This is a genomic window from Rhizobacter sp. J219, from assembly GCF_024700055.1.
Classification (GTDB): Bacteria; Pseudomonadota; Gammaproteobacteria; order Burkholderiales; family Burkholderiaceae_C; genus Rhizobacter.
This window is the reverse complement of record NZ_JAJOND010000001.1, coordinates 39,827-57,898: the sequence shown is the minus strand read 5'-3', so window position 1 is coordinate 57,898 and position 18,072 is coordinate 39,827. Positions and strand designations below refer to the sequence as shown.

The 18,072-nt window shown below is 69.7% G+C and carries 18 protein-coding genes; 9 read left to right on the top strand and 9 right to left on the bottom strand.

The window, feature by feature from the left end; translation table 11 throughout:
- Window positions 1-64 precede the first annotated feature (64 nt).
- Window positions 65-457, top strand: a complete 393-nt coding sequence (locus tag LRS03_RS00235) for a BLUF domain-containing protein (RefSeq protein WP_257823317.1) — start codon at window positions 65-67, stop codon at window positions 455-457.
- A 6-nt stretch (window positions 458-463) separates the two neighbouring features.
- Here the strand turns inward: LRS03_RS00235 and LRS03_RS00230 are convergent, their stop codons facing one another.
- Window positions 464-1,363 carry an ion transporter gene (locus tag LRS03_RS00230; RefSeq protein WP_257823316.1) on the bottom strand — a complete coding sequence of 300 codons (900 nt, stop codon included), beginning with the start codon at window positions 1,361-1,363 and terminating at the stop codon, window positions 464-466.
- A 75-nt stretch (window positions 1,364-1,438) separates the two neighbouring features.
- Here LRS03_RS00230 and LRS03_RS00225 point away from each other — a divergent pair, with 75 nt between their 5' ends.
- A complete protein-coding gene (locus tag LRS03_RS00225; protein WP_257823315.1) occupies window positions 1,439-4,069 on the top strand; it encodes an excinuclease ABC subunit UvrA in 2,631 nt (876 codons plus the stop codon).
- Here LRS03_RS00225 and LRS03_RS00220 read toward each other — a convergent pair.
- Window positions 4,053-5,180 (bottom strand): aminotransferase class V-fold PLP-dependent enzyme, encoded by a 1,128-nt coding sequence (locus LRS03_RS00220; protein WP_257823314.1) that lies wholly within the window; start codon window positions 5,178-5,180, stop codon window positions 4,053-4,055. The genes LRS03_RS00225 and LRS03_RS00220 overlap by 17 nt on opposite strands.
- A gap of 127 nt (window positions 5,181-5,307) precedes the next feature.
- On the opposite strand from LRS03_RS00220, the gene LRS03_RS00215 reads away from it, so the two are divergent.
- Window positions 5,308-6,471: an HPP family protein gene (locus LRS03_RS00215; protein WP_257823313.1), complete on the top strand. Its 1,164-nt coding sequence runs from the start codon at window positions 5,308-5,310 to the stop codon at window positions 6,469-6,471.
- Window positions 6,472-6,595: 124 nt separating this feature from the next.
- Window positions 6,596-7,027 carry a VOC family protein gene (locus LRS03_RS00210; protein ID WP_257823312.1) on the top strand — a complete coding sequence of 144 codons (432 nt, stop codon included), beginning with the start codon at window positions 6,596-6,598 and terminating at the stop codon, window positions 7,025-7,027.
- Here LRS03_RS00210 and LRS03_RS00205 read toward each other — a convergent pair.
- The 3 genes from LRS03_RS00205 to LRS03_RS00195 are packed head-to-tail and all read right to left on the bottom strand — an operon-like array spanning window position 7,017 to window position 9,032.
- Window positions 7,017-8,039, bottom strand: coding sequence for a sensor domain-containing diguanylate cyclase (locus LRS03_RS00205; protein ID WP_257823311.1), 1,023 nt, complete (start codon window positions 8,037-8,039; stop codon window positions 7,017-7,019). The genes LRS03_RS00210 and LRS03_RS00205 overlap by 11 nt on opposite strands.
- A 4-nt stretch (window positions 8,040-8,043) precedes the next feature.
- Window positions 8,044-8,835 carry a putative signal transducing protein gene (locus LRS03_RS00200; RefSeq protein WP_257823310.1) on the bottom strand — a complete coding sequence of 264 codons (792 nt, stop codon included), beginning with the start codon at window positions 8,833-8,835 and terminating at the stop codon, window positions 8,044-8,046.
- Window positions 8,832-9,032: an oxidoreductase-like domain-containing protein gene (locus tag LRS03_RS00195; RefSeq protein WP_257823309.1), complete on the bottom strand. Its 201-nt coding sequence runs from the start codon at window positions 9,030-9,032 to the stop codon at window positions 8,832-8,834. Before LRS03_RS00195 ends, LRS03_RS00200 begins: the two co-directional genes overlap by 4 nt.
- Window positions 9,033-9,076: 44 nt before the next feature.
- Between LRS03_RS00195 and LRS03_RS00190 the strand changes: the two genes are divergently transcribed.
- The 4 genes from LRS03_RS00190 (at window position 9,077) to LRS03_RS00175 (ending at window position 11,989) form a co-directional block, all read left to right on the top strand.
- Window positions 9,077-10,297 (top strand): helix-turn-helix domain-containing protein, encoded by a 1,221-nt coding sequence (locus LRS03_RS00190; protein WP_257823308.1) that lies wholly within the window; start codon window positions 9,077-9,079, stop codon window positions 10,295-10,297.
- A gap of 37 nt (window positions 10,298-10,334) precedes the next feature.
- Window positions 10,335-10,991: a Vgb family protein gene (locus LRS03_RS00185; RefSeq protein ID WP_257823307.1), complete on the top strand. Its 657-nt coding sequence runs from the start codon at window positions 10,335-10,337 to the stop codon at window positions 10,989-10,991.
- Between the two features lie 96 nt (window positions 10,992-11,087).
- Window positions 11,088-11,849 (top strand): DUF899 domain-containing protein, encoded by a 762-nt coding sequence (locus LRS03_RS00180; RefSeq protein WP_257823306.1) that lies wholly within the window; start codon window positions 11,088-11,090, stop codon window positions 11,847-11,849.
- Entirely contained in the window at window positions 11,846-11,989 is a 144-nt protein-coding gene (locus LRS03_RS00175; RefSeq protein WP_257823305.1) for a hypothetical protein, read from the top strand. Before LRS03_RS00180 ends, LRS03_RS00175 begins: the two co-directional genes overlap by 4 nt.
- A 7-nt stretch (window positions 11,990-11,996) precedes the next feature.
- Here LRS03_RS00175 and LRS03_RS00170 read toward each other — a convergent pair whose 3' ends face one another.
- Both LRS03_RS00170 and LRS03_RS00165 read right to left on the bottom strand, forming a co-directional pair.
- Entirely contained in the window at window positions 11,997-12,779 is a 783-nt protein-coding gene (locus LRS03_RS00170; protein ID WP_257823304.1) for an ABC transporter permease, read from the bottom strand.
- Entirely contained in the window at window positions 12,776-13,741 is a 966-nt protein-coding gene (locus LRS03_RS00165; protein WP_257823303.1) for an ABC transporter ATP-binding protein, read from the bottom strand. Before LRS03_RS00165 ends, LRS03_RS00170 begins: the two co-directional genes overlap by 4 nt.
- 152 nt (window positions 13,742-13,893) lie before the next feature.
- On the opposite strand from LRS03_RS00165, the gene LRS03_RS00160 reads away from it, so the two are divergent.
- Complete coding sequence (locus LRS03_RS00160; protein ID WP_257823302.1) at window positions 13,894-15,048, top strand: acyl-CoA dehydrogenase family protein; 1,155 nt, start codon at window positions 13,894-13,896, stop codon at window positions 15,046-15,048.
- Here LRS03_RS00160 and LRS03_RS00155 read toward each other — a convergent pair.
- Both LRS03_RS00155 and LRS03_RS00150 read right to left on the bottom strand, forming a co-directional pair.
- Entirely contained in the window at window positions 15,029-16,525 is a 1,497-nt protein-coding gene (locus LRS03_RS00155) for a CYTH and CHAD domain-containing protein (protein ID WP_257823301.1), read from the bottom strand. The two genes, LRS03_RS00160 and LRS03_RS00155, sit on opposite strands and share 20 nt — an antisense overlap.
- Window positions 16,526-16,599: 74 nt before the next feature.
- Complete coding sequence (locus LRS03_RS00150; protein ID WP_257823300.1) at window positions 16,600-18,033, bottom strand: aldehyde dehydrogenase family protein; 1,434 nt, start codon at window positions 18,031-18,033, stop codon at window positions 16,600-16,602.
- Between the last annotated feature and the right edge of the window lie 39 nt (window positions 18,034-18,072).

The window sequence follows — 18,072 nt, the reverse complement described above, 5'->3', positions numbered from 1 at the left end:
AAGGCAGTTTTGGCACCGGTCTTCCCGGCATGCCGCACGGTCGTCCACCGATACGCTTCAGCCCGTGAACCGCCCCGACCTGTACCAGATCTTCTACGTGAGCCGCTCGCTCGCCTCGCGCGAGCAGGTGCAAGACATCCTCATGAGCGCCCGCGCGCTGAACGCACGCCGGCAGGTGACGGGCTCGCTGCTCTACACCGGCGGCCATTTCGCCCAGGTGATCGAGGGGCCGGCGGCGACGCTCGCCGAAACCATGGTCGCCATCGCCGCCGACCACCGGCACGACACCGTGCGCACGCTCGTCAAGGGCCGGCTCGCACAGCGTCGCCACGGCGAGACCTGCCTGGCCTACAGCGAGGCTCCGGGGGCCAACGAGCTGATCGCCAACCTCATCGGCACCCGCCGCGTCAACACCCGGCGCGCCCAGCGGGTGCTCGACCTGATGTTCCAGCCCTGACCCGGCTCACCGCGCCGCAGGCAGCGGCGCCACTGGCGGCAGCGCCGCCCCGCAATCGCGGCAGAAGCGATCCGACATCGAATGCCCGTCGCTGCCGCAGGCCACGCAGTGGCGCGTGCGCGGCCGCAGCTTCTGCGCGGTGAATTCCGCGCTCACAATGCCGGTGGGCACCGCCAGCGTGCCCCAGCCGAGCAGCATCATCAGCGAGGCGATGAAACGCCCGAGGTCGGTCTTGGGCGTGATGTCGCCGAAGCCCACGGTGGTCATCGTGGTGATCGCCCAGTACACGCCGGTCGGGATGTTGTGGAAGCCGTGCTGCGGCCCTTCCACCACGTACATCAGCGTGCCCATGATGAGCACCACCAGCAGCACGAACGACAGGAAGACGAGGATCTTGCGGCGCGACTCGTAGAGCGCCCGCCCGAGCGCGCCGTATTCGGCGATGTAGGCGCTGAGCTTGAAGATGCGGAAGATGCGCAGGAGCCGCAGCACCCGCACGTCGATCAGCGCGTGCAACCCCGGCACCAGGATGGCCAGGTAGGTGGGCAGCACCGCCACCAGGTCGATCACGCCGAAGACGCTGCGCGCGTAGCGAAGCGGGCGCTGCACGCAAATCAGCCGCGCGACGTATTCCAGCGTGAAGATGAGCGTGAAGCTCCACTCCAGCACGGTGAAGAGGCCGCCGTACTTCGCGTGGATGGAGGCGATGCTGTCGAGCACCACCACCGCCACGCTCGCGAGGATGAGCCCGATCAGCACCTCGTCGAAGAGCTTGCCGGCGCGCGTGTCGGACTCGAAGATGACGCGGTAGAGCCGCTGCCGCACGCCACCGGCGGGCCGCCCGAAGGGGTGGAGCTCGGCTTCGGCGCTGTCGCGCGGCGCGGGTGGGGTGAGGGCGGAGCGCATGCGCGCAATCGTATGCGAGGGGCGGAGGCGTCGGACGCCCCCGGCAGGGGCATGTCGATTGCCCTATCCTCGGCCATGCCGAACAACGATCCCCAGCACTGCGTGCGTGTGCGCGGCGCCCGCGAGCACAACCTGAAGAACGTCGACCTCGACGTGCCGCGTGATGCGCTGGTGGTCTTCAGCGGGGTCTCGGGCTCGGGCAAGTCGTCGCTGGCCTTCGGCACGCTCTACGCCGAGGCGCAGCGGCGCTACTTCGAATCGGTCGCGCCTTACGCGCGCCGGCTGATCGACCAGGTGGGCGTGCCCGACGTCGACTCGATCGACGGGCTGCCGCCGGCCGTCGCGCTGCAGCAGCAGCGCGGCACGCCCAGCATGCGCTCGTCGATTGCAAGCGTGACCTCCATCGGCAGCCTGCTGCGCATGCTCTATTCGCGCGCCGGCACCTACCCCCGCGGCCAGGCCATGCTGTACGCCGAAGACTTCTCGCCCAACACGCCGCAGGGCGCCTGCCCGGCATGCCACGGCCTGGGCCACGTGTACGAGGTGACCGAGAAGTCGATGGTGCCCGACGACTCGCTGACCATCCGCGAGCGCGCCATTGCCGCCTGGCCACCCGCCTGGCACGGGCAGAACCTGCGCGACATCCTCGTCACGCTGGGCTACGACGTCGACACCCCGTGGCGCGACCTGCCGAAGAAGGACCGCCAGTGGATCCTCTTCACCGACGAGCAGCCGACCGTGCCGGTCTACGCCGGCTTCACGCCCGCCGAGACGCGCGCCGCCCTGCGCCGCAAGATGGAGCCCAGCTACCAGGGCACCTTCATCGGCGCCCGCAAGTACGTGCTGCAGACCTTCGCCACCACGCAGAGCGCGCTGATGAAGAAGCGCGTCTCGCGCTACATGGTGGGCAGCGTGTGTGCGCAGTGCCAGGGCAAGCGGCTCAAGCGCGAGGCGCTGTCCGTCACCTTCGCCGGGCTCGACATCGGGGAGCTCTCGCAGGTGCCGCTCACCCGGGTGGCGGAGGTGCTGGCACCAGCCGCCGCCGGCCGCTTCGACACCGCGGGCGATGCGCCTTCGGCGCTCAGCCGCTCGGCCGTGCGCGACCAGACCCAGCGCCGCGTCGCCGCCGGCGGGTCGGCACACGCGGCCGCGCCCAACGTGCGCCTCACGCCGCACCTGTCGGAAGAAAAGCGCATCGCCGCCCAGCGCATCGCGCACGACGTGCTTGAACGTGTCAGCACCCTGTGCGACCTGGGCCTGGGCTACCTCGCTCTGGAGCGCAACACGCCCACGCTCTCGCCCGGCGAGCTGCAGCGGGTGCGGCTTGCGGCGCAAATCCGTTCCAACCTCTTCGGCGTCGTCTACGTGCTCGACGAGCCCTCGGCCGGCCTGCACCCCGCCGACGGCGAGGCGCTGCTGCGTGCGCTGGGCCGCCTGAAGGACGGCGGTAACTCGCTCTTCATCGTCGAGCACGACCTGTCGCTGATGCGCCGTGCAGACTGGATCGTCGACGTGGGGCCCGACGCCGGCGAGCTCGGCGGCCGCGTGCTCTACAGCGGGCCGCCCGCAGGCCTGCAGGGCGTGGCCGGCTCGCACACCGCGAGGCACCTCTTCGGCGAGCGGCCCTTGCAGACGGCGCAGCGTCCGGTCACGCGCTGGCTCGAACTCGAAGCCGTCACCTGCCACAACCTGCGTGGCGTGGCGGCGCGTTTTCCGATCGGCGCCTTCACCTGCGTCACCGGCGTGTCGGGCTCGGGCAAGTCGAGCCTGGTGAGCCAGGCGCTGGTGCAGCTCGCGTCGGCGCAGCTTGGCCATGAGCCACCCCCCGCCGACGAGGAGGGTGACGATGCCGCCCGTGAGATCGCCGAACTGGCGCACGGCCGCATCACCGCGGGCATGGAGGCCATCCGCCGGCTGGTGCGCGTCGACCAGAAGCCGATCGGCCGCACGCCGCGGTCCAACCTGGCCACCTATACCGGCCTCTTCGACCATGTGCGCAAGCTCTTCGCCGCCACCCCTGGTGCACGCTCGCGGCGGTTCGACGCCGGCCGCTTCTCGTTCAACGTGCCCAAGGGCCGCTGTGCGACCTGCGAAGGCGAGGGCTTCGTCAGCGTGGAACTGCTCTTCATGCCCAGCGTGTACGCGCCCTGCCCCACCTGCCACGGCGCGCGCTACAACGAGCAGACGCTCAAGGTGCAATTCCACGGCAAGAACATTGCCGAGGTGCTGGCGATGACGGTCGGCCAGGCGCTGGAGTTCTTTGCCGACGAGGCCGCGTTGCAGCGGCCCCTGCAGCTGCTGCAGGACATCGGCCTCGGCTACCTGCGCCTGGGCCAGCCGGCCACCGAGCTTTCCGGCGGTGAAGCGCAGCGCATCAAGCTCGCGACCGAACTGCAGCGCACCCAGCGCGGCGACACGCTCTACGTGCTGGACGAGCCCACCACCGGCCTGCACGCGGCCGACGTCGACAAGCTGATGACCCAGCTCCACGGCCTGGCGGATGCCGGCAACACCGTCGTCGTCGTCGAGCACGACATGCGCGTGGCCGCCGCGAGCGACTGGGTGATCGACATGGGCCCCGGTGCCGGGCACGACGGCGGCCGGCAGATCGCCTGCGGCCGGCCCACCGAGGTGGCACGGGCGGCCGGCAGCCGCACCGCACCCTATCTCGCCGAGGCCCTGGGGACGGTCAGCGGATCTGCTTGAGCGCCGCGTCGAGCTGGCTGACGGTGCGGTCGACGTTGGACAGCTTGTCGAGCCCGAAGAGACCGATGCGCCAGGTCTTGAAATCGCCACCCTCGTCGCACTGCAGCGGCACGCCCGCAGCCGTCTGCAGGCCAGCCGCGAGGAATTTCTTCGACGACTGGATCTCGGGGTCGGTCGTGTAGCTCACCACCACGCCCGGTGCTTCGTAGCCCGGCGCCGCCACGCTCTTGAAGCCGTTCTTCGCGAGCAGTGCGCGGACCTTGCTGCCCAACTCCTGCTGCGCCGCGCGGGCCTTCTCGAAGCCGAAGGCCTTGGTTTCCAGCATCACGTCTCGCACCCGGGTGAGCGCATCGGTGGGCATGGTCGTGTGGTAGCTGTAGGCCCCGCCTTCGTAGCTCTCCATGATGGTGAGCCACTTCTTGAGGTCGCAGGCGAAGCTCGTGCTCGTGGTCTGGTCGATGCGCGCACGCGCCCGCTCGCCGAGCATCACGAAAGCGCAGCCGGGCGAGCCGCTCCAGCCCTTCTGCGGCGCGCTGATCAGCACGTCGACCTCGTTGGCCACCATGTCGACCCACATCGCACCCGAGGCGATGCAGTCGAGCACGAAAAGCCCTCCCGCCGCCTTCACCGCGCGGCCCACGGCGCGCAGGTAGTCGTCGGGCAGCAGCATGCCGCTGGCGGTCTCCACATGCGCGGCGAACACGGCCGCCGGCTTCTCGCGCTCGATGGCGGCCACCACCTCGTCAACGGTCGCCGGCGCGAACGCCGCGTCGGGCGCAGCACCGATGCGCTTGGCCTTGAGCACCGTCGACGACGCGGGGATGTTCCCCATCTCGAAGATCTGCGTCCAGCGGAAGCTGAACCAGCCGTTGCGGATGACCAGCACCTTCTGCCCGGTGGCGAACTGGCGCGCGACCGCTTCCATGCCGAAGGTGCCGCTGCCCGGCACCACGATCGCCGACTTCGCGTTGTAGGCCTCCTTCAGCGTGGCCGAGATGTCGCGCATCACGCCCTGGAATTTCTTCGACATGTGGTTGAGCGCGCGGTCGGTGTAGACGACCGAAAACTCGAGCAGGCCATCAGGGTCGACGTGGGGCAGCAGTCCGGGCATGGTGGGTCTCGCGTGAGAGTGGAAACAGACGCGATCCAGCTTAGCACCGCCCCCTGCACGCGCCCATGACGCCCCGGCCACAATCCGTGCCTTCTTCGACTGGCGCACACCGCCTCACGCAGAGCCCATGTCCAGCACCGACCTCAGCTCCCCGCCACTTCGTGCGCGTATCGCACAGCGCCTCGCGGACCTGAAGCCCGCCGCCCTGCCGGTCGATGCGCGCGAGCGCTGGCGCGTGGCCACCGGTGCCGGCATCGGCCTGCTCGTCACCGCGCTGCTGTGCCTGGCGTTCACGCAGGGCATCGGCCAGGCGGCCGGCCTGCCGTGGTTGATCGCACCGCTCGGGGCCAGCGCGGTGCTGGTGTTCGGACTGCCGGCCAGCCCGCTCGCACAGCCGTGGTCGGTCGTCGGGGGCAACTCGGTTTCTGCGCTGGTCGGCATTGCCGTCACCGCGGTGCTCGGCAGCTCACCCAGCACCGCTGCGCTGGCGGTGGCGCTCGCCATCGTGGCGATGTTCGCCACCCGCTGCCTGCACCCGCCGGGCGGCGCAAGTGCGCTGCTGGTGGTGCTGTCGAACGTGCACGACCCGGTCTTCGCGCTCATGCCCGTCTTCACCCATTCGCTGGCCCTGGCCGTTGCCGGCATCGTCTACAACAACGCGACCGGCAAGCGCTACCCGCACGGCCAGGGCCTGGCCACGCCAGCCCCGAGCGCACCCAAGCCGGTGTTCAGCGAAGCCGACCTCGACGCCGTGCTGCGCCGCTACAACCAGGTGCTCGACGTGAGCCGCGACGACCTGCAAGCCCTGCTCGCACAGACCGAGCTCGAAGCCTACCGGCGCCGCCTCGGCGAGCTGCGCTGCCGCGACGTGATGTCGACCGATCTCGTGACGGTGGAGTTCGGCGACTCGCTGCAACACGCGTGGACGCTGCTGCGAGAGCGCCGCATCAAGGCGCTGCCGGTGGTCGACAAGGTCAGGCGCGTGGTGGGCGTGGTGACACTGGCCGACTTCATGCGCCATGCCGACCTCGACTTCCACCACGGCTGGGTGGAGCGGCTGCGGAGCTTTCTCACGCCCTCGCCCACACCCTATGCGAACAAGCCCGAGACGGTGGGCCAGATCATGGTGCGCCAGGTGCGCGTGGCGAGCGCCGACCGGCCGTTGAGCGAGCTGGTGCCGCTCTTTGCCGACACCGGCCACCACCACATCCCGATCATCGACGACGACAAACGCCTGGTCGGCATCATCACCCAGTCGGACGTGGTGGCGGCGCTGTGCCGGGCGGCCTGAGCGCGGCGTCAGGCGCCCCGGCGCCAACCTCCGGCACGACCGCCGCCCCCGCTGCCGCAGCCACTGGGGCCAGGCACGCCGTCTGCTGGCGCAGCCATGCACACACCCTCAAGGAGCCAACGACATGGACACCCAGGAACTGCATCGCGGCCGCCTGATCGACCACCTGCAACTCGTCGTGCGCGACCTGCCGGCCAGCCAGCGCTTCTACACCGCCGTGCTCGAAACGTTGGGCATTCCGATCGGCGGCAGCGGCGACGGTTACTTCTGGGCCGACGAACTCTTCGTCTCGACGGCCAGCAGCCAGGCGGCCCAGGGAGCCCTCACCGGCCGCCACCACTTCGCCTTCCAGGCCAAGGACCGGGCCGCGGTGGAGGCTTTTCACAAGGCCGCGCTCGCCCACGGCGGCCAGGACAACGGCGGCCCGGGCGAGCGCCCCTACCACCCCGGCTACTACGCCGCCTTCGTGATCGACCCCGACGGGAACAACGTCGAGGCGGTGTACCACGGGCCGGCGAAGACACGCAGCGCCGAGTCGATCAAGATCACGTTTTGACGGGACCGCCGTCGCGTCGCTGTCGCTTCACCTCGTACATGCGGGCATCGGCCTGCGCAAGCGCCTCGGCTGCGGTGGTGGCATTCGGGTCGATGGCCAGGCCGCCCACAATGGCCCCTTCGTAGTCGAGCAGCACGCCGGCGAGCGGATAACTCCCGCGCGTGGCTTCGGCAAAACGACCTTCGAGCACAGCCACGCTGGCGGGCCCATCCACGCCGAGGCCCGGCCCCGGGCCGACGATCACGAACTCGTCGCCGCCCAGCCGGGCCAGCATGTCGGTGGCACGCATGGTGCGCTGCAGGCGTGCCGCCACCTGCACCAGGAGTTCGTCGCCCACACGGTGGCCGTGCGCGTCGTTGACGGCCTTGAAGCCGTCGAGATCGATGAAGCACAGCACCGCAAAGCGCCGGTCGCGCATGCAGCGTGCCCACAGGCGCTCCATCTCGTCGAGCAGCAGGCGTCGGTTGGGCAGGCCGGTGAGGAAGTCTTTCGACGCGTGCTCCGCCAGCTCGGCGTTGGCCTTGGCCAGGCGCTGCAGCAGCTCCTCGCGTTCCACCTGCTGCGCGATGAGCCTTGCGAAGAGCTGTAGCACCTTCTCGGCGTTGTCGGGCAAGGGGCGCGCCTCCTGGCTTGCAGCGCACAAGGTGCCGTAGAGGGCGCCATCTTCCATGCGCACCGGTGAACTCACGTAGGTGTGGATGCCAAGCGCCTTGGCCGCGTCGGAGTCGCCCCACAGCGCCGGCACGTCGCAGGTGTAGGGGCGGCCCTCGTCGAGCGCACGCTTGCACAGCGTGTCGCCCCAGGGCACCGACAGGCCTTCGGGAATGGTGAGGCCTCGGGAGTTGCGCACGTAGAGCACATGCTGCACCCCCTGCGCCTCGTCGACACGCGTGAGATAGGTCGACTCCAGACCCGTCACGGCCTCGAGCATTTCAAGCAGCGGGCGGGTCAGGTCTTCGAGGGTGCGCGCCGACGACATCGAGTCCGACAGCTGGATGACGAAACGGTCCATGCGGTCATTCTGCCGCTTGACGTTCGACCACGTCGCCGAGCGGCGAGTAGATCAGCCGGGCGTCGAGGCGGCCGTCTTCGTCGGTGTCGACCAGGGCGAAAGTCAGCTTGCCCAGTTTGAAATGCTCGACGCGCAACGGCCGGCCCGTGCTCGGCTTGAGGTACTCCACGCTCTCGAGCACGCCGTCCTTGAAGTGGCTGCGCAGGTCGGGGTAGCGGTCGCCATCGGTGTCGGCCTCGCTGATGACGATGTTGCCATCGCGGTAGCGGCTGCGGGTCTCGAAGACGCCGTCGAAGTTGTCGTCCGATTCGGAGGACTGGAGTTGCCCGCGCAGGTCGTAGTGGGCGATGTGGTCGGGCTTGCGGTCGAGGTTGCGGTCGATCTCCAGCATCGACGGCCGCCCGCTCAGCGCATACGTCCACTTCTCGTCGAGCAGGCCGTCACGGTTGTAGTCGGTGCCGTCGACGCCGGCCGGCGCGCGGTAGGCACCGTACATGCCCCCCACGCCGAGCGCGAGGCCCAGCACGAAGCCCTTGAGGCCGCGGTAGCGCGGGGCGGGCCCTGCCGCGGCCGGCGTGTGCGCCGCCTCGGCGCTTTCCCACTGGTCGATGGCCGCGCGGGCGCGGGGAAAGTCCTGCTCGTCGACCACCAGCCGCACGAGCCCGAGGGCCGGCAGGCCACCCACCGCGCCTTGCAGGTGCTCGCCGTGGATCTCGGCCGCGATGCCCTGCTGCTTGAGCAGGTCGGCCAGCATGTGCGCCTCGGCAGCGTTGGATGCTTCGTACAGGGTCTTCATGTCGGCCCCGCCTCCTGCGGGTGTCTCGCCATCCAGGCCCGCAAGGCCTGGCGGTACTGGTCCATCGCCATGTCGTGCAGGTCGAAGATGCACGGCTCGCAGCCGTTGCCGCAGCATTGGTCGAAGTCGGGCGGCACCGGGGGCTCGGGCTTCGGATCGGCGTCGAGGTCGTTGTCAGGGATGGATGGCGAACTCATGGCGCTGGATTGTCCGGCAAGGCACCCGCGCTAACCTCGCGCGCATGGACTCCCTCATCGCCGCCTCGGCCCGGGCCCTCGCCGCGGGCGACGCACTCAGCGCGCTCAAGCGCATCAGCCTGCGCGACGACCCGCCGGCACTGGCGCTGCGCGGCATCGCGATGGCGCAGCTCGGCGAGCTGCCGCGCTCTCGCGAGCTGCTGCGACGTGCGGCGCGGGCCTTCGGCCGGCACGAGGAGTTGGCGCGGGCACGCTGCGTCGTCGCCGAGGCCGAGGTGGCCCTCGCGATGCGCGAGCTGGGCACGGCCCCGCGCACGCTGCAGGCAGCGGTCGCCAGCCTCGAAGCGCACGGCGACCAGGCCAACGCGCTGCACGCGCGCCTGATCGATGCCCGCCGGCATCTGCTGCTCGGCCGCCTTGCCGACACCGCCGACGCGCTGCAGGCGCTCGAGGGCCGCGCGCTGCCACCGGCGCTGAGGGCGGTGGCCGAGCTGGTGTCGGCCGAGATCGCGCTGCGTTGGCTGCACACCCGCGACGCGCAGGCCGCGCTCGAGCGTGCGCGTGCCGCCGCCGAGCGAGCCGATGTGCCCGCCCTGGTCGGCGAGATCGCCGAGGCCCGCGCCGCGCTCGACCAACCGGCGGCCCGCCGCCGCGGACCCGACGGCGACCAGCCCCTGCGCCTCGACGAGGTGGAGGCGCTCTTCGATTCCGGCGCGCTGGTGCTCGACGCCTGCCGTCACGGCCTGCGCGCCGGCGAGACGGGGCTGCCACTGGCTCGCCGGCCGGTGCTGTTTGCGCTCGCGTGTGCGCTGGCTGAAGCGTGGCCGCGCGACGTGCCGCGCGACGCGCTGATCGCGCGGGCCTTCCGCACCCGCCACCCCGACGAGACCCACCGCGCGCGCCTGCGCGTGGAGATCGGCCGCCTGCGCAAGCTCGCCGCGCCACTCGCGCGCATCGAGGCCACCGCCAGCGGCTTCGCGCTCCGGCCGCTCGGCGAGCGGCCGGTCGTGGTGCTGGTGCCACCGATCGAGGGCGAGCAGGCGTCGCTGCAGGCGCTGCTGGCCGATGGCGCCGCCTGGTCCACGTCGGCCCTGGCACTGGCGCTCGACACCAGCCAGCGCACCGTGCAACGCGCGCTCACGGAGCTGGCGGCCGCGGGCCGCGTGCGCGCGATCGGCCGCGCCCGCGCGCAGCGCTGGCTCGCCGCGCCCATCGCCGGATTCACGACGACCTTGTTACTCCCCTCAACGCTTCCGCTCACGTAGATTTGCTTCATCGAACAGCACACCGAGGAGCCCGACGATGAACACCGCCCCCGCCCGCCCCGCCGAGATCGTGCGCGAGTACGGCCCCTTCGACGGCGCCACCGCCGTACACGGCGTCACCCACGATGGCGAACATGTGTGGGCCGCGGTCGGCACACGGATCCTCGCCATCGAGCCCGCGAGCGGCACCGTCAAGCGCTCGCTCGATGCCCCGAGCGACGCCGGCACCGCCTTCGATGGCCGGCACCTCTACCAGATCGCCGAATCGCGCATCGACAAGATCGACCCGACCACCGGCCACGTGCTGGCCTCGATCCCGGCCCCCGGCCAGGGCGGCGACTCGGGCCTGGCCTGGGCCGAAGGCAGCCTCTGGGTCGGCCAGTACCGCGACCGCAAGATCCACCAGATCGACCCCGAGACCGGCCGTGTGATTCGCACCATCGAGTCGAACCGTTTCGTGACCGGCGTGACCTGGGTCGACGGTGAGCTGTGGCACGGCACCTGGGAAGGCGACGAGAGCGAGCTGCGCCGCATCGACCCGCACAGCGGCGCGGTCCAGGAGCGCCTGCAGATGCCGCCCGGCGTGGGCGTGAGCGGGCTCGAGTCCGACGGCGCCGGGCTCTTCTACTGCGGCGGCGGCGGCAGCGGCAAGCTGCGCGCAGTCAAGCGACCCAAGGCGAGCACCACCGCCTGACGCCGCGGCAAGCGCCGCGCACCCCTTCTTCCGGATCCCCAACCTGCGCGCCCTGCGAGGGTGTCGGGCCGCGCTTTGCCTGAAAGGAAACCACCCATGAGCATCACCACTACGCCGCCCCGCCCCGTTGTCACCCGCGACCGCTGGGTCGCCGAGCGCAAGGCCTTGTTGTCGCGAGAAAAGGAGATGAGCCGACTGCGCGACGACCTGGCACGCGAGCGCCGGCAGCTCTCCTGGGTGCTGGTCGACAAGCCCTATGTGTTCGACGCGCCGGGCGGCAAGCGCACGCTCGCCGACCTTTTCGGCGGCCGGCGCCAGCTCGTCGTGCAGCACTTCATGTTCGCCCCCGGCTGGGAGCAGGGCTGCAAGAGCTGCTCGTTCATGGCCGACCATGTCGACGGCGCCCTGCCCCACCTTGCGCAGCGCGACGTGAGCTTCGTGGCCATCTCGCGTGCACCGCTGGCCGAGATCGAGCGCTTTCGCCAGCGCATGGGGTGGCAGTTCCAGTGGGTGTCGTCGTTCGGAACCGACTTCAACAGCGACTTCCACGTGAGCTTCTCAGCCGAGGAGCGCGCACGCGGAGAGGTCTACTACAACTACGGGATGATGGACTTCCCGCTGGAAGAAGCGCCGGGCATCAGCGCCTTCGTGCGCGACGACGCCGGCCAGGTCTTCCACACCTACTCGACCTATGGGCGTGGGGTGGAGCTGATGATGGGCGCCTACGACTTCCTCGACATCACGCCCCGGGGCCGCGACGAAGACACCCTGCCCTACACGATGGAATGGGTGCGCCACCACGACCGCTACGAGACGGCCGACAAGGCGGGCAGCGCCTGCGGCTGCAGCGCCACATGAGCCGCCTCGTGAAGGGCACGGTGGCGTGCGGCGCGCTGGTGGCGGGCCACTGCGGGCTGATGCTGCTCGCGGCGGCCTTCAATGCGGCGTGGATCGCGATGGTGCCGCTGCTGGCGATCTGCCGCAGCGTCGTCGGCTGACGCGGGCTCAGTTCTTCAGCCGGTAGCCGGTGCGCACCATCCAGGCGACGATGCCCATGCACACCAGGAGCAGGAACGACACCGCCGCGAGGCTCCAGCCCACGCCCACGTCGGCGGTGTCGACGAAGCTCCAGCGGAAGCCGTCGATCAGGTAGACCACCGGGTTGAAGAGCGTGACGGTGCGCCACAGCGGCGGCAGCATGTCGATCGAGTAGAACGCGCCGCCCAGGAAGGTGAGCGGCGTGATCACGAGCATCGGGATGAGCTGCAACTGCTCGAAGCCCTTGGCCCAGATGCCGATGATGAAACCGAAGAGGCTGAAGGTGACGGAGGTGAGCACCAGGAACCCCACCATCCACACCGGGTGCGCGATCTTGAGCGGCACGAAGAAGGCCGCGGTCGCGAGCGTCACCAGCCCGAGGATCACCGACTTGGTGGCCGCCGCGCCGACGTAGGCCACCACCATCTCGAAAGGCGAGATCGGTGCCGACAGGATCTCGTAGACCGTGCCGGTGAAGCGTGGGAAGTAGATGCCGAAGGACGCGTTCGACAGACTCTGCGTGAAGACCGACAGCATGATGAGCCCCGGCACGATGAAGGCGCCATACGGCACGCCGTTCACGTTCTGCATATGCTGGCCGATGGCCGAGCCGAAGACCACGAAGTAGAGCGAGGTGGTGATCACCGGCGTGATGAGGCTCTGCCCCACGGTGCGGAAGAAGCGCGCCATCTCGAAGCGATAGAGCGCGAGCACACCATGGCGGTTGAAGATTCCCACGCTGCTGCTCATGCCGGCACTCCCTCTTTGCGGTCGTCGTGCACCAGGCTCACGAAAATGTCTTCGAGCGAGCTTTGCTGGGTGTGCACATCCTTGAAACCGATGTTGAGATCGCCCAGCCGCTTGAGCACGGGCGCCACGCCCGTGCTCGCCTCGGCCGCATCGAACTCGCGCTGCAGCGTGTGGCCCCCGGGCTTGAGCACGAGCTGCAAGGCCGCCAGCTCCGCGGGCAGCTCGGCCATCGGCTGCTCCAGCTCGATGGTGAGCTGCTTCTTGCCGAGCTTCTTCATGAGGGTGGCCTTCTCTTCGACGAGGATGAGCTCGCCCTTTCGGATCACGCCCACACGGTCGGCCATCTCCTCAGCTTCTTCGATGTAGTGGGTGGTGAGGATGATGGTCACGCCGCCTTCGCGCAGGCGACGCACCATCTCCCACATGTCGCGGCGCAGCTCCACGTCGACGCCCGCAGTGGGCTCGTCGAGGAAGAGGATCTCGGGCTCGTGCGACAAGGCTTTCGCGATCATCACGCGGCGCTTCATGCCGCCCGAGAGCGCCATGATCTTTTCGTTCCGCTTGTCCCACAGCGACAGGTCGCGCAGCACCTTCTCGATGCGCGCCGGGTCGGGCGCACGGCCGAAAAGCCCTCGGCTGAAGCTCACTGTGGCCCACACGCTCTCGAAGGCGTCGGTCGCCAGCTCCTGCGGCACGAGGCCGATCTTGCTGCGGGTGACGCGGTAGTCGCGCACGATGTCGTGGCCGGCGACCGTCACCCGGCCTTCACTGCCGGTGACGATGCCGCAGACGATCGAGATCAGCGTGGTCTTGCCCGCGCCGTTCGGCCCGAGCAGCGCGAAGATCTCGCCGCGGCGGATGTCGAGGTCCACACGCTTGAGCGCCTGGAAGCCGCCGGCATAGGTCTTGGACAGGCCAGCGATGGAAACCGCGGCCTCGGGGTGCTGAGGGAATGTCGACATGGGGGCTCGTCTTGATGCGAGGCCGGCATGGTAGGCACAAGCCGCGAAGGTTGCTGGCGGCAGGCTGTCAGCAAGGGCACCTGGCAAGTCGCCTAGGTGACAACACGAGACGCGGTAGGCTTTCGGCTTTCAGCACTGCCATCCAAAAAATCATGATCCGCGATCAAGAAACCCTCACCGCCCTCGTCGACAGCGTGCGCCGCTTCGTGCGCGAGCGCCTGGTGCCTGCCGAGCACGAGGTCTCCGAGACCGACGAGATCCCGCCGGCGATCGTCGACGAGATGCGTGAGCTGGGCCTCTTCGGACTGACCATCCCCGAGGCCTACGGGGGCCTGGAGCTGACGATGGAAGAAGAGGTGCTCACGATGATCGAGATGGGCCAGACCTCGCCGGCCTTTCGCTCGGTCTTCGGCACCACCGTGGGCATCGGCTCGCAGGGCATCCTGATGGACGGCACCGAGGAGCAGAAGGCGAAGTACCTGCCCAAGATGGCGACCGGTGAAATCATCGCCTCCTTCGCGCTGACCGAGCCCGACTCGGGCTCCGACTCGGCGTCGCTGCGCACCACCGCCATCAAGGACGGCGACCACTACGTGGTCAACGGCACCAAGCGCTTCATCACCAACGCGCCGCAGGCCGGCATCTTCACGCTGATGGCCCGCACCGACCCGGCCAAGAAAGGTGCCTCGGGCATCTCGGCCTTCATCGTCGACGCCAAGTCGCCCGGCATCACGCTCGGCAAGCGCGACAAGAAGATGGGCCAGAAAGGCGCGCACACCTGCGACGTGATCTTCGACAACTGCCGCGTGCCCGCCGAGAACCTCATCGGCGGCGTGGAGGGCAAAGGCTTCTACACCGCGATGAAGGTGCTCGACAAAGGCCGCATCCACATCGCCGCCATCTGCGTGGGCGTGGCCAAGCGCATCCTAGACGACGCGCTGCGCTACGCCGTGGAGCGCAAGCAGTTCGGCCAGCCCATCGCCGAATTCCAGCTCGTGCAGGCGATGCTCGCCGACAGCAAGACCGAGCTGTATGCCGCCGAATGCATGGTGCTCGACGCGGCCCGCAAGCGCGACCAGAAGCTGCCGCACTCGACCGAGGCCTCGTGCGCCAAGCTCTATGCATCGGAGATGGTGGGCCGCGTGGCCGACCGCGGCGTGCAGATCCTCGGCGGCTCGGGCTACATCGCCGAGCACGCGATGGAGCGCTTCTACCGCGACGTGCGCCTGTTCCGCCTGTACGAAGGCACGAGCCAGATCCAGCAGATGGTGATCGCGCGCAACATGATCAAGGAGCTGAGCGCCTGAGCGGCGGCTGCTTCCAGTAAGGCTCGGCCTTGGCCAGCCGCCTCAGCTGCTGGTGCGCGGCCCGGCCGGTGACGGCGAGGTGCGCCGTCAGGTAGCCGGCGGCGAACTGTGCCGCCGGGTCGGCGAGCGCGTCTTGCGTGAACTTGGCGGCGGCCACGGCGCAATCGGCGTGGTGGCCGAGTGCGTCCTGCACCGGCTTGAGTTCGTCGAGGTAGCGCTCCACGCGCCTGGCCGGCCACAGCGGCCAGGCAAATTCGCTCAGGTAGCGCAAGCGCTTGGCACGCTTGCGCACCCGGTGCTGCCGCTCGATCGGCAGGCGCATGAAACGCTGGCCGTCTTTCAGCACCTGGCGGTGCAGGCGCTTCAAGTGCCCGCCGATGTGCGACAGCACTTCGCCTTCCGTGAGCGGCGTGTAGGCCTCGTCGCCGGCATGCGCCAGCGCGAGCACGCCGACGAGCGCACGCTGGAACTCGGGGTCGCGCACGGCCTCCACCGGATCGGCCACGACGGTGGGCGTCCAGCGTGTCTTGGGCGCACCGGCGGCTTCGAGCAGGGGCTGCACCGCGTCGGCCACGGCCTGGCTGTCGCGGCTTTCACCGAGGGCGCTGAAGGTGGCGGCCAGCGCCGGCTCCCAAGCGGGGTCGATGTGGGGGCTGAAGTCCGACAGCTCGCGCAGCGCGGTGCGCAGCCGCCGCAGGCCCACCCGCGCCTGGTGGATGTGTTCGCTGTCGGCGCGCCCTTCGGCCACCACGCTCGTGTTGGGCAGGATCTGCGCGAGCGCGCTGTGCAACACGCTGCGCAGCAGGGTGGCGCCCGTCGCATGCCGCGGCAGCTGCAGCGGCGCGGCCTTGACCGCAGCGCCCGGGCCGCCCTGTCGCAGGCGCTCGCCCTGCTCGGCCTTCGAGATGCTGCTGAGCCACATGCCGCCCAGGCCGAGCGCTTCCTGTGCCCGCTGGAACACGGCCTGGGCCGGGCCGGCCACGTGCTCCAGCTCCAGTTCGACGATCGGCGCTTCGTGTTCGCCGGCCACCACCTTGCCGATGTCGAGCGCGGCTTCGACGCCGGAGCCGTCGAAGCCGCGCAGCATCACCGTCGAGCGCTGCACGTCGGTCTCGTAGCGTGGCTCCAGCGCGGTGGCGGGCAGGTCGCCGAGCGCCTGGCGCAGGCGATCGAGCGCGGGCGAGCCTTCGTGGCGGGTGATGTCGAGCGCGGGCGGCTCGCCGCCGCGCGAGGGCACCGCCACCTCGTGCTCCAGCCGGTGCACCGCACTGTCGCCGGCTGCTTTCAGCGTCTGCACCCAGCGCCGGCCCTCAAGCCGCAGCCGCAGGGCGACGCTGGCGGCGGCGAGCCGGGTGTCGGCGGTGTCGAAGTAACGGGCGCGCAAGCGCAGGCGTTTGGCACCCTGGGCCTTGAACAGCTGCTGCCAGCGCAGCGCCGTCGCCGGGTCGAGCCGGAACTTGAGTTCGAGTTCGTTCATGGGATGGCGCGCGGTGAGTCGCCGGGCGCACGGCACGCCCGGCTGCGCGACATTCCATCACACGCGCGTGACGCTCAGGCGGGTTTGGCCTCGTAGCCCAGCACCGCCTTGGTCTCCAGGAACTCGCCGAAGGCGTGGTCGCCCCACTCGCGCCCGTTGCCCGACTGCTTGTAGCCGCCGAAGGGCGCCATCATGTCGACGGCCGCGCTGTTGAGGTTCACCTGCCCGGCGCGCAGGCGCGAGGCGACCTTGCGCACCTGCTCGACGTCGCTGCCCGACACGTAGGCGGCCAGGCCGTAGGGCGTGTCGTTGGCAATCTCCACCGCCTGGTCGACCGTGTCGTAGCCGATCATCACCAGCACCGGCCCGAAGATCTCTTCGCGGCCGACGGTCATCTGGTTGGTCACCTTGGCGAGCACGGTCGGCTTCACGTAGTAGCCTTTCTCCAGCCCCTGCGGCTTGCCCGGGCCACCGGCCACCACGGTGGCGCCTTCCTGGATGCCTTGCTGGATCAGCGTCTGAATCTTGTCCCACTGCGTGGCCGAGATCACCGGGCCGAGCATCGCGCCGCTGTCGGGTGCGCCCACCGTGGTGGCTTCGGCGGCCGCCTTGGCGATGGCGATGGCCTCGTCCATCTTCGAATTCGGCACCAGCATGCGCGTGGGGGCGTTGCACGACTGGCCCGAGTTGGTCATCACGCCACGCACGCCGGCCGTCACCGCCTTCTTGAGATCGGCATCGGGCAGGATGATGTTGGGCGACTTGCCACCCAGCTCCTGGTGCACACGCTTGACGGTGGGCGCCGCGTTGCGGGCGACTTCGATGCCGGCCCGCGTGGAGCCGGTGAACGACACCATGTCGACCTCGGGGTGGCTGGAGATCGCCGCACCCACCGTCGGGCCGTCGCCGTTGACGAGGTTGAACACCCCCGCGGGCACACCGGCCGCATCGAGGATCTCGGTCCAGATCTGCGCTGAGAAGGGCGCGATCTCCGACGGCTTCAGGATCATGGTGCAGCCCACCGCGAGCGCCGGCGCCACCTTGCAGGCGATCTGGTTGACCGGCCAGTTCCACGGCGTGATGAAGCCGCACACGCCGATCGGCTCTTTGACGATCAGCGTCGTGCCGCGCGGCTCCTGGAAGTGGAACTGCTTGAGCACGCCCAGCGCCGTCTGCAGGTGGCCGATGCCCATCGCGGCCTGTGCGTTCTGCGACAGCGCGGCGGGCGCGCCCATCTCTTCGGTGATGGCGGCGGCCATGTCGGCGTAGCGCTTCTTGTACTCGCCGATGATGCGTTCGAGCAGCGCCACACGCTCGTCGACCGTGGTCTGCGAGTAGCTGGCAAAGGCCGCGCGTGCGGCCTTGGCGGCGGCGTCGACGTCGGCGGCCGACCCCATCGAGATGCGGCCGGCCAACCCTTCGGTGGCGGGGTTGATGACGTCGAGCGTCTTCGGCGTCTTGGGGTCGACCCAACGGCCGTTGATGTAGAACTTGAGGTAATCGCGCATGGCGTCTGGCTCCTGCAAAAGGGACTGCAACGGCCTAGT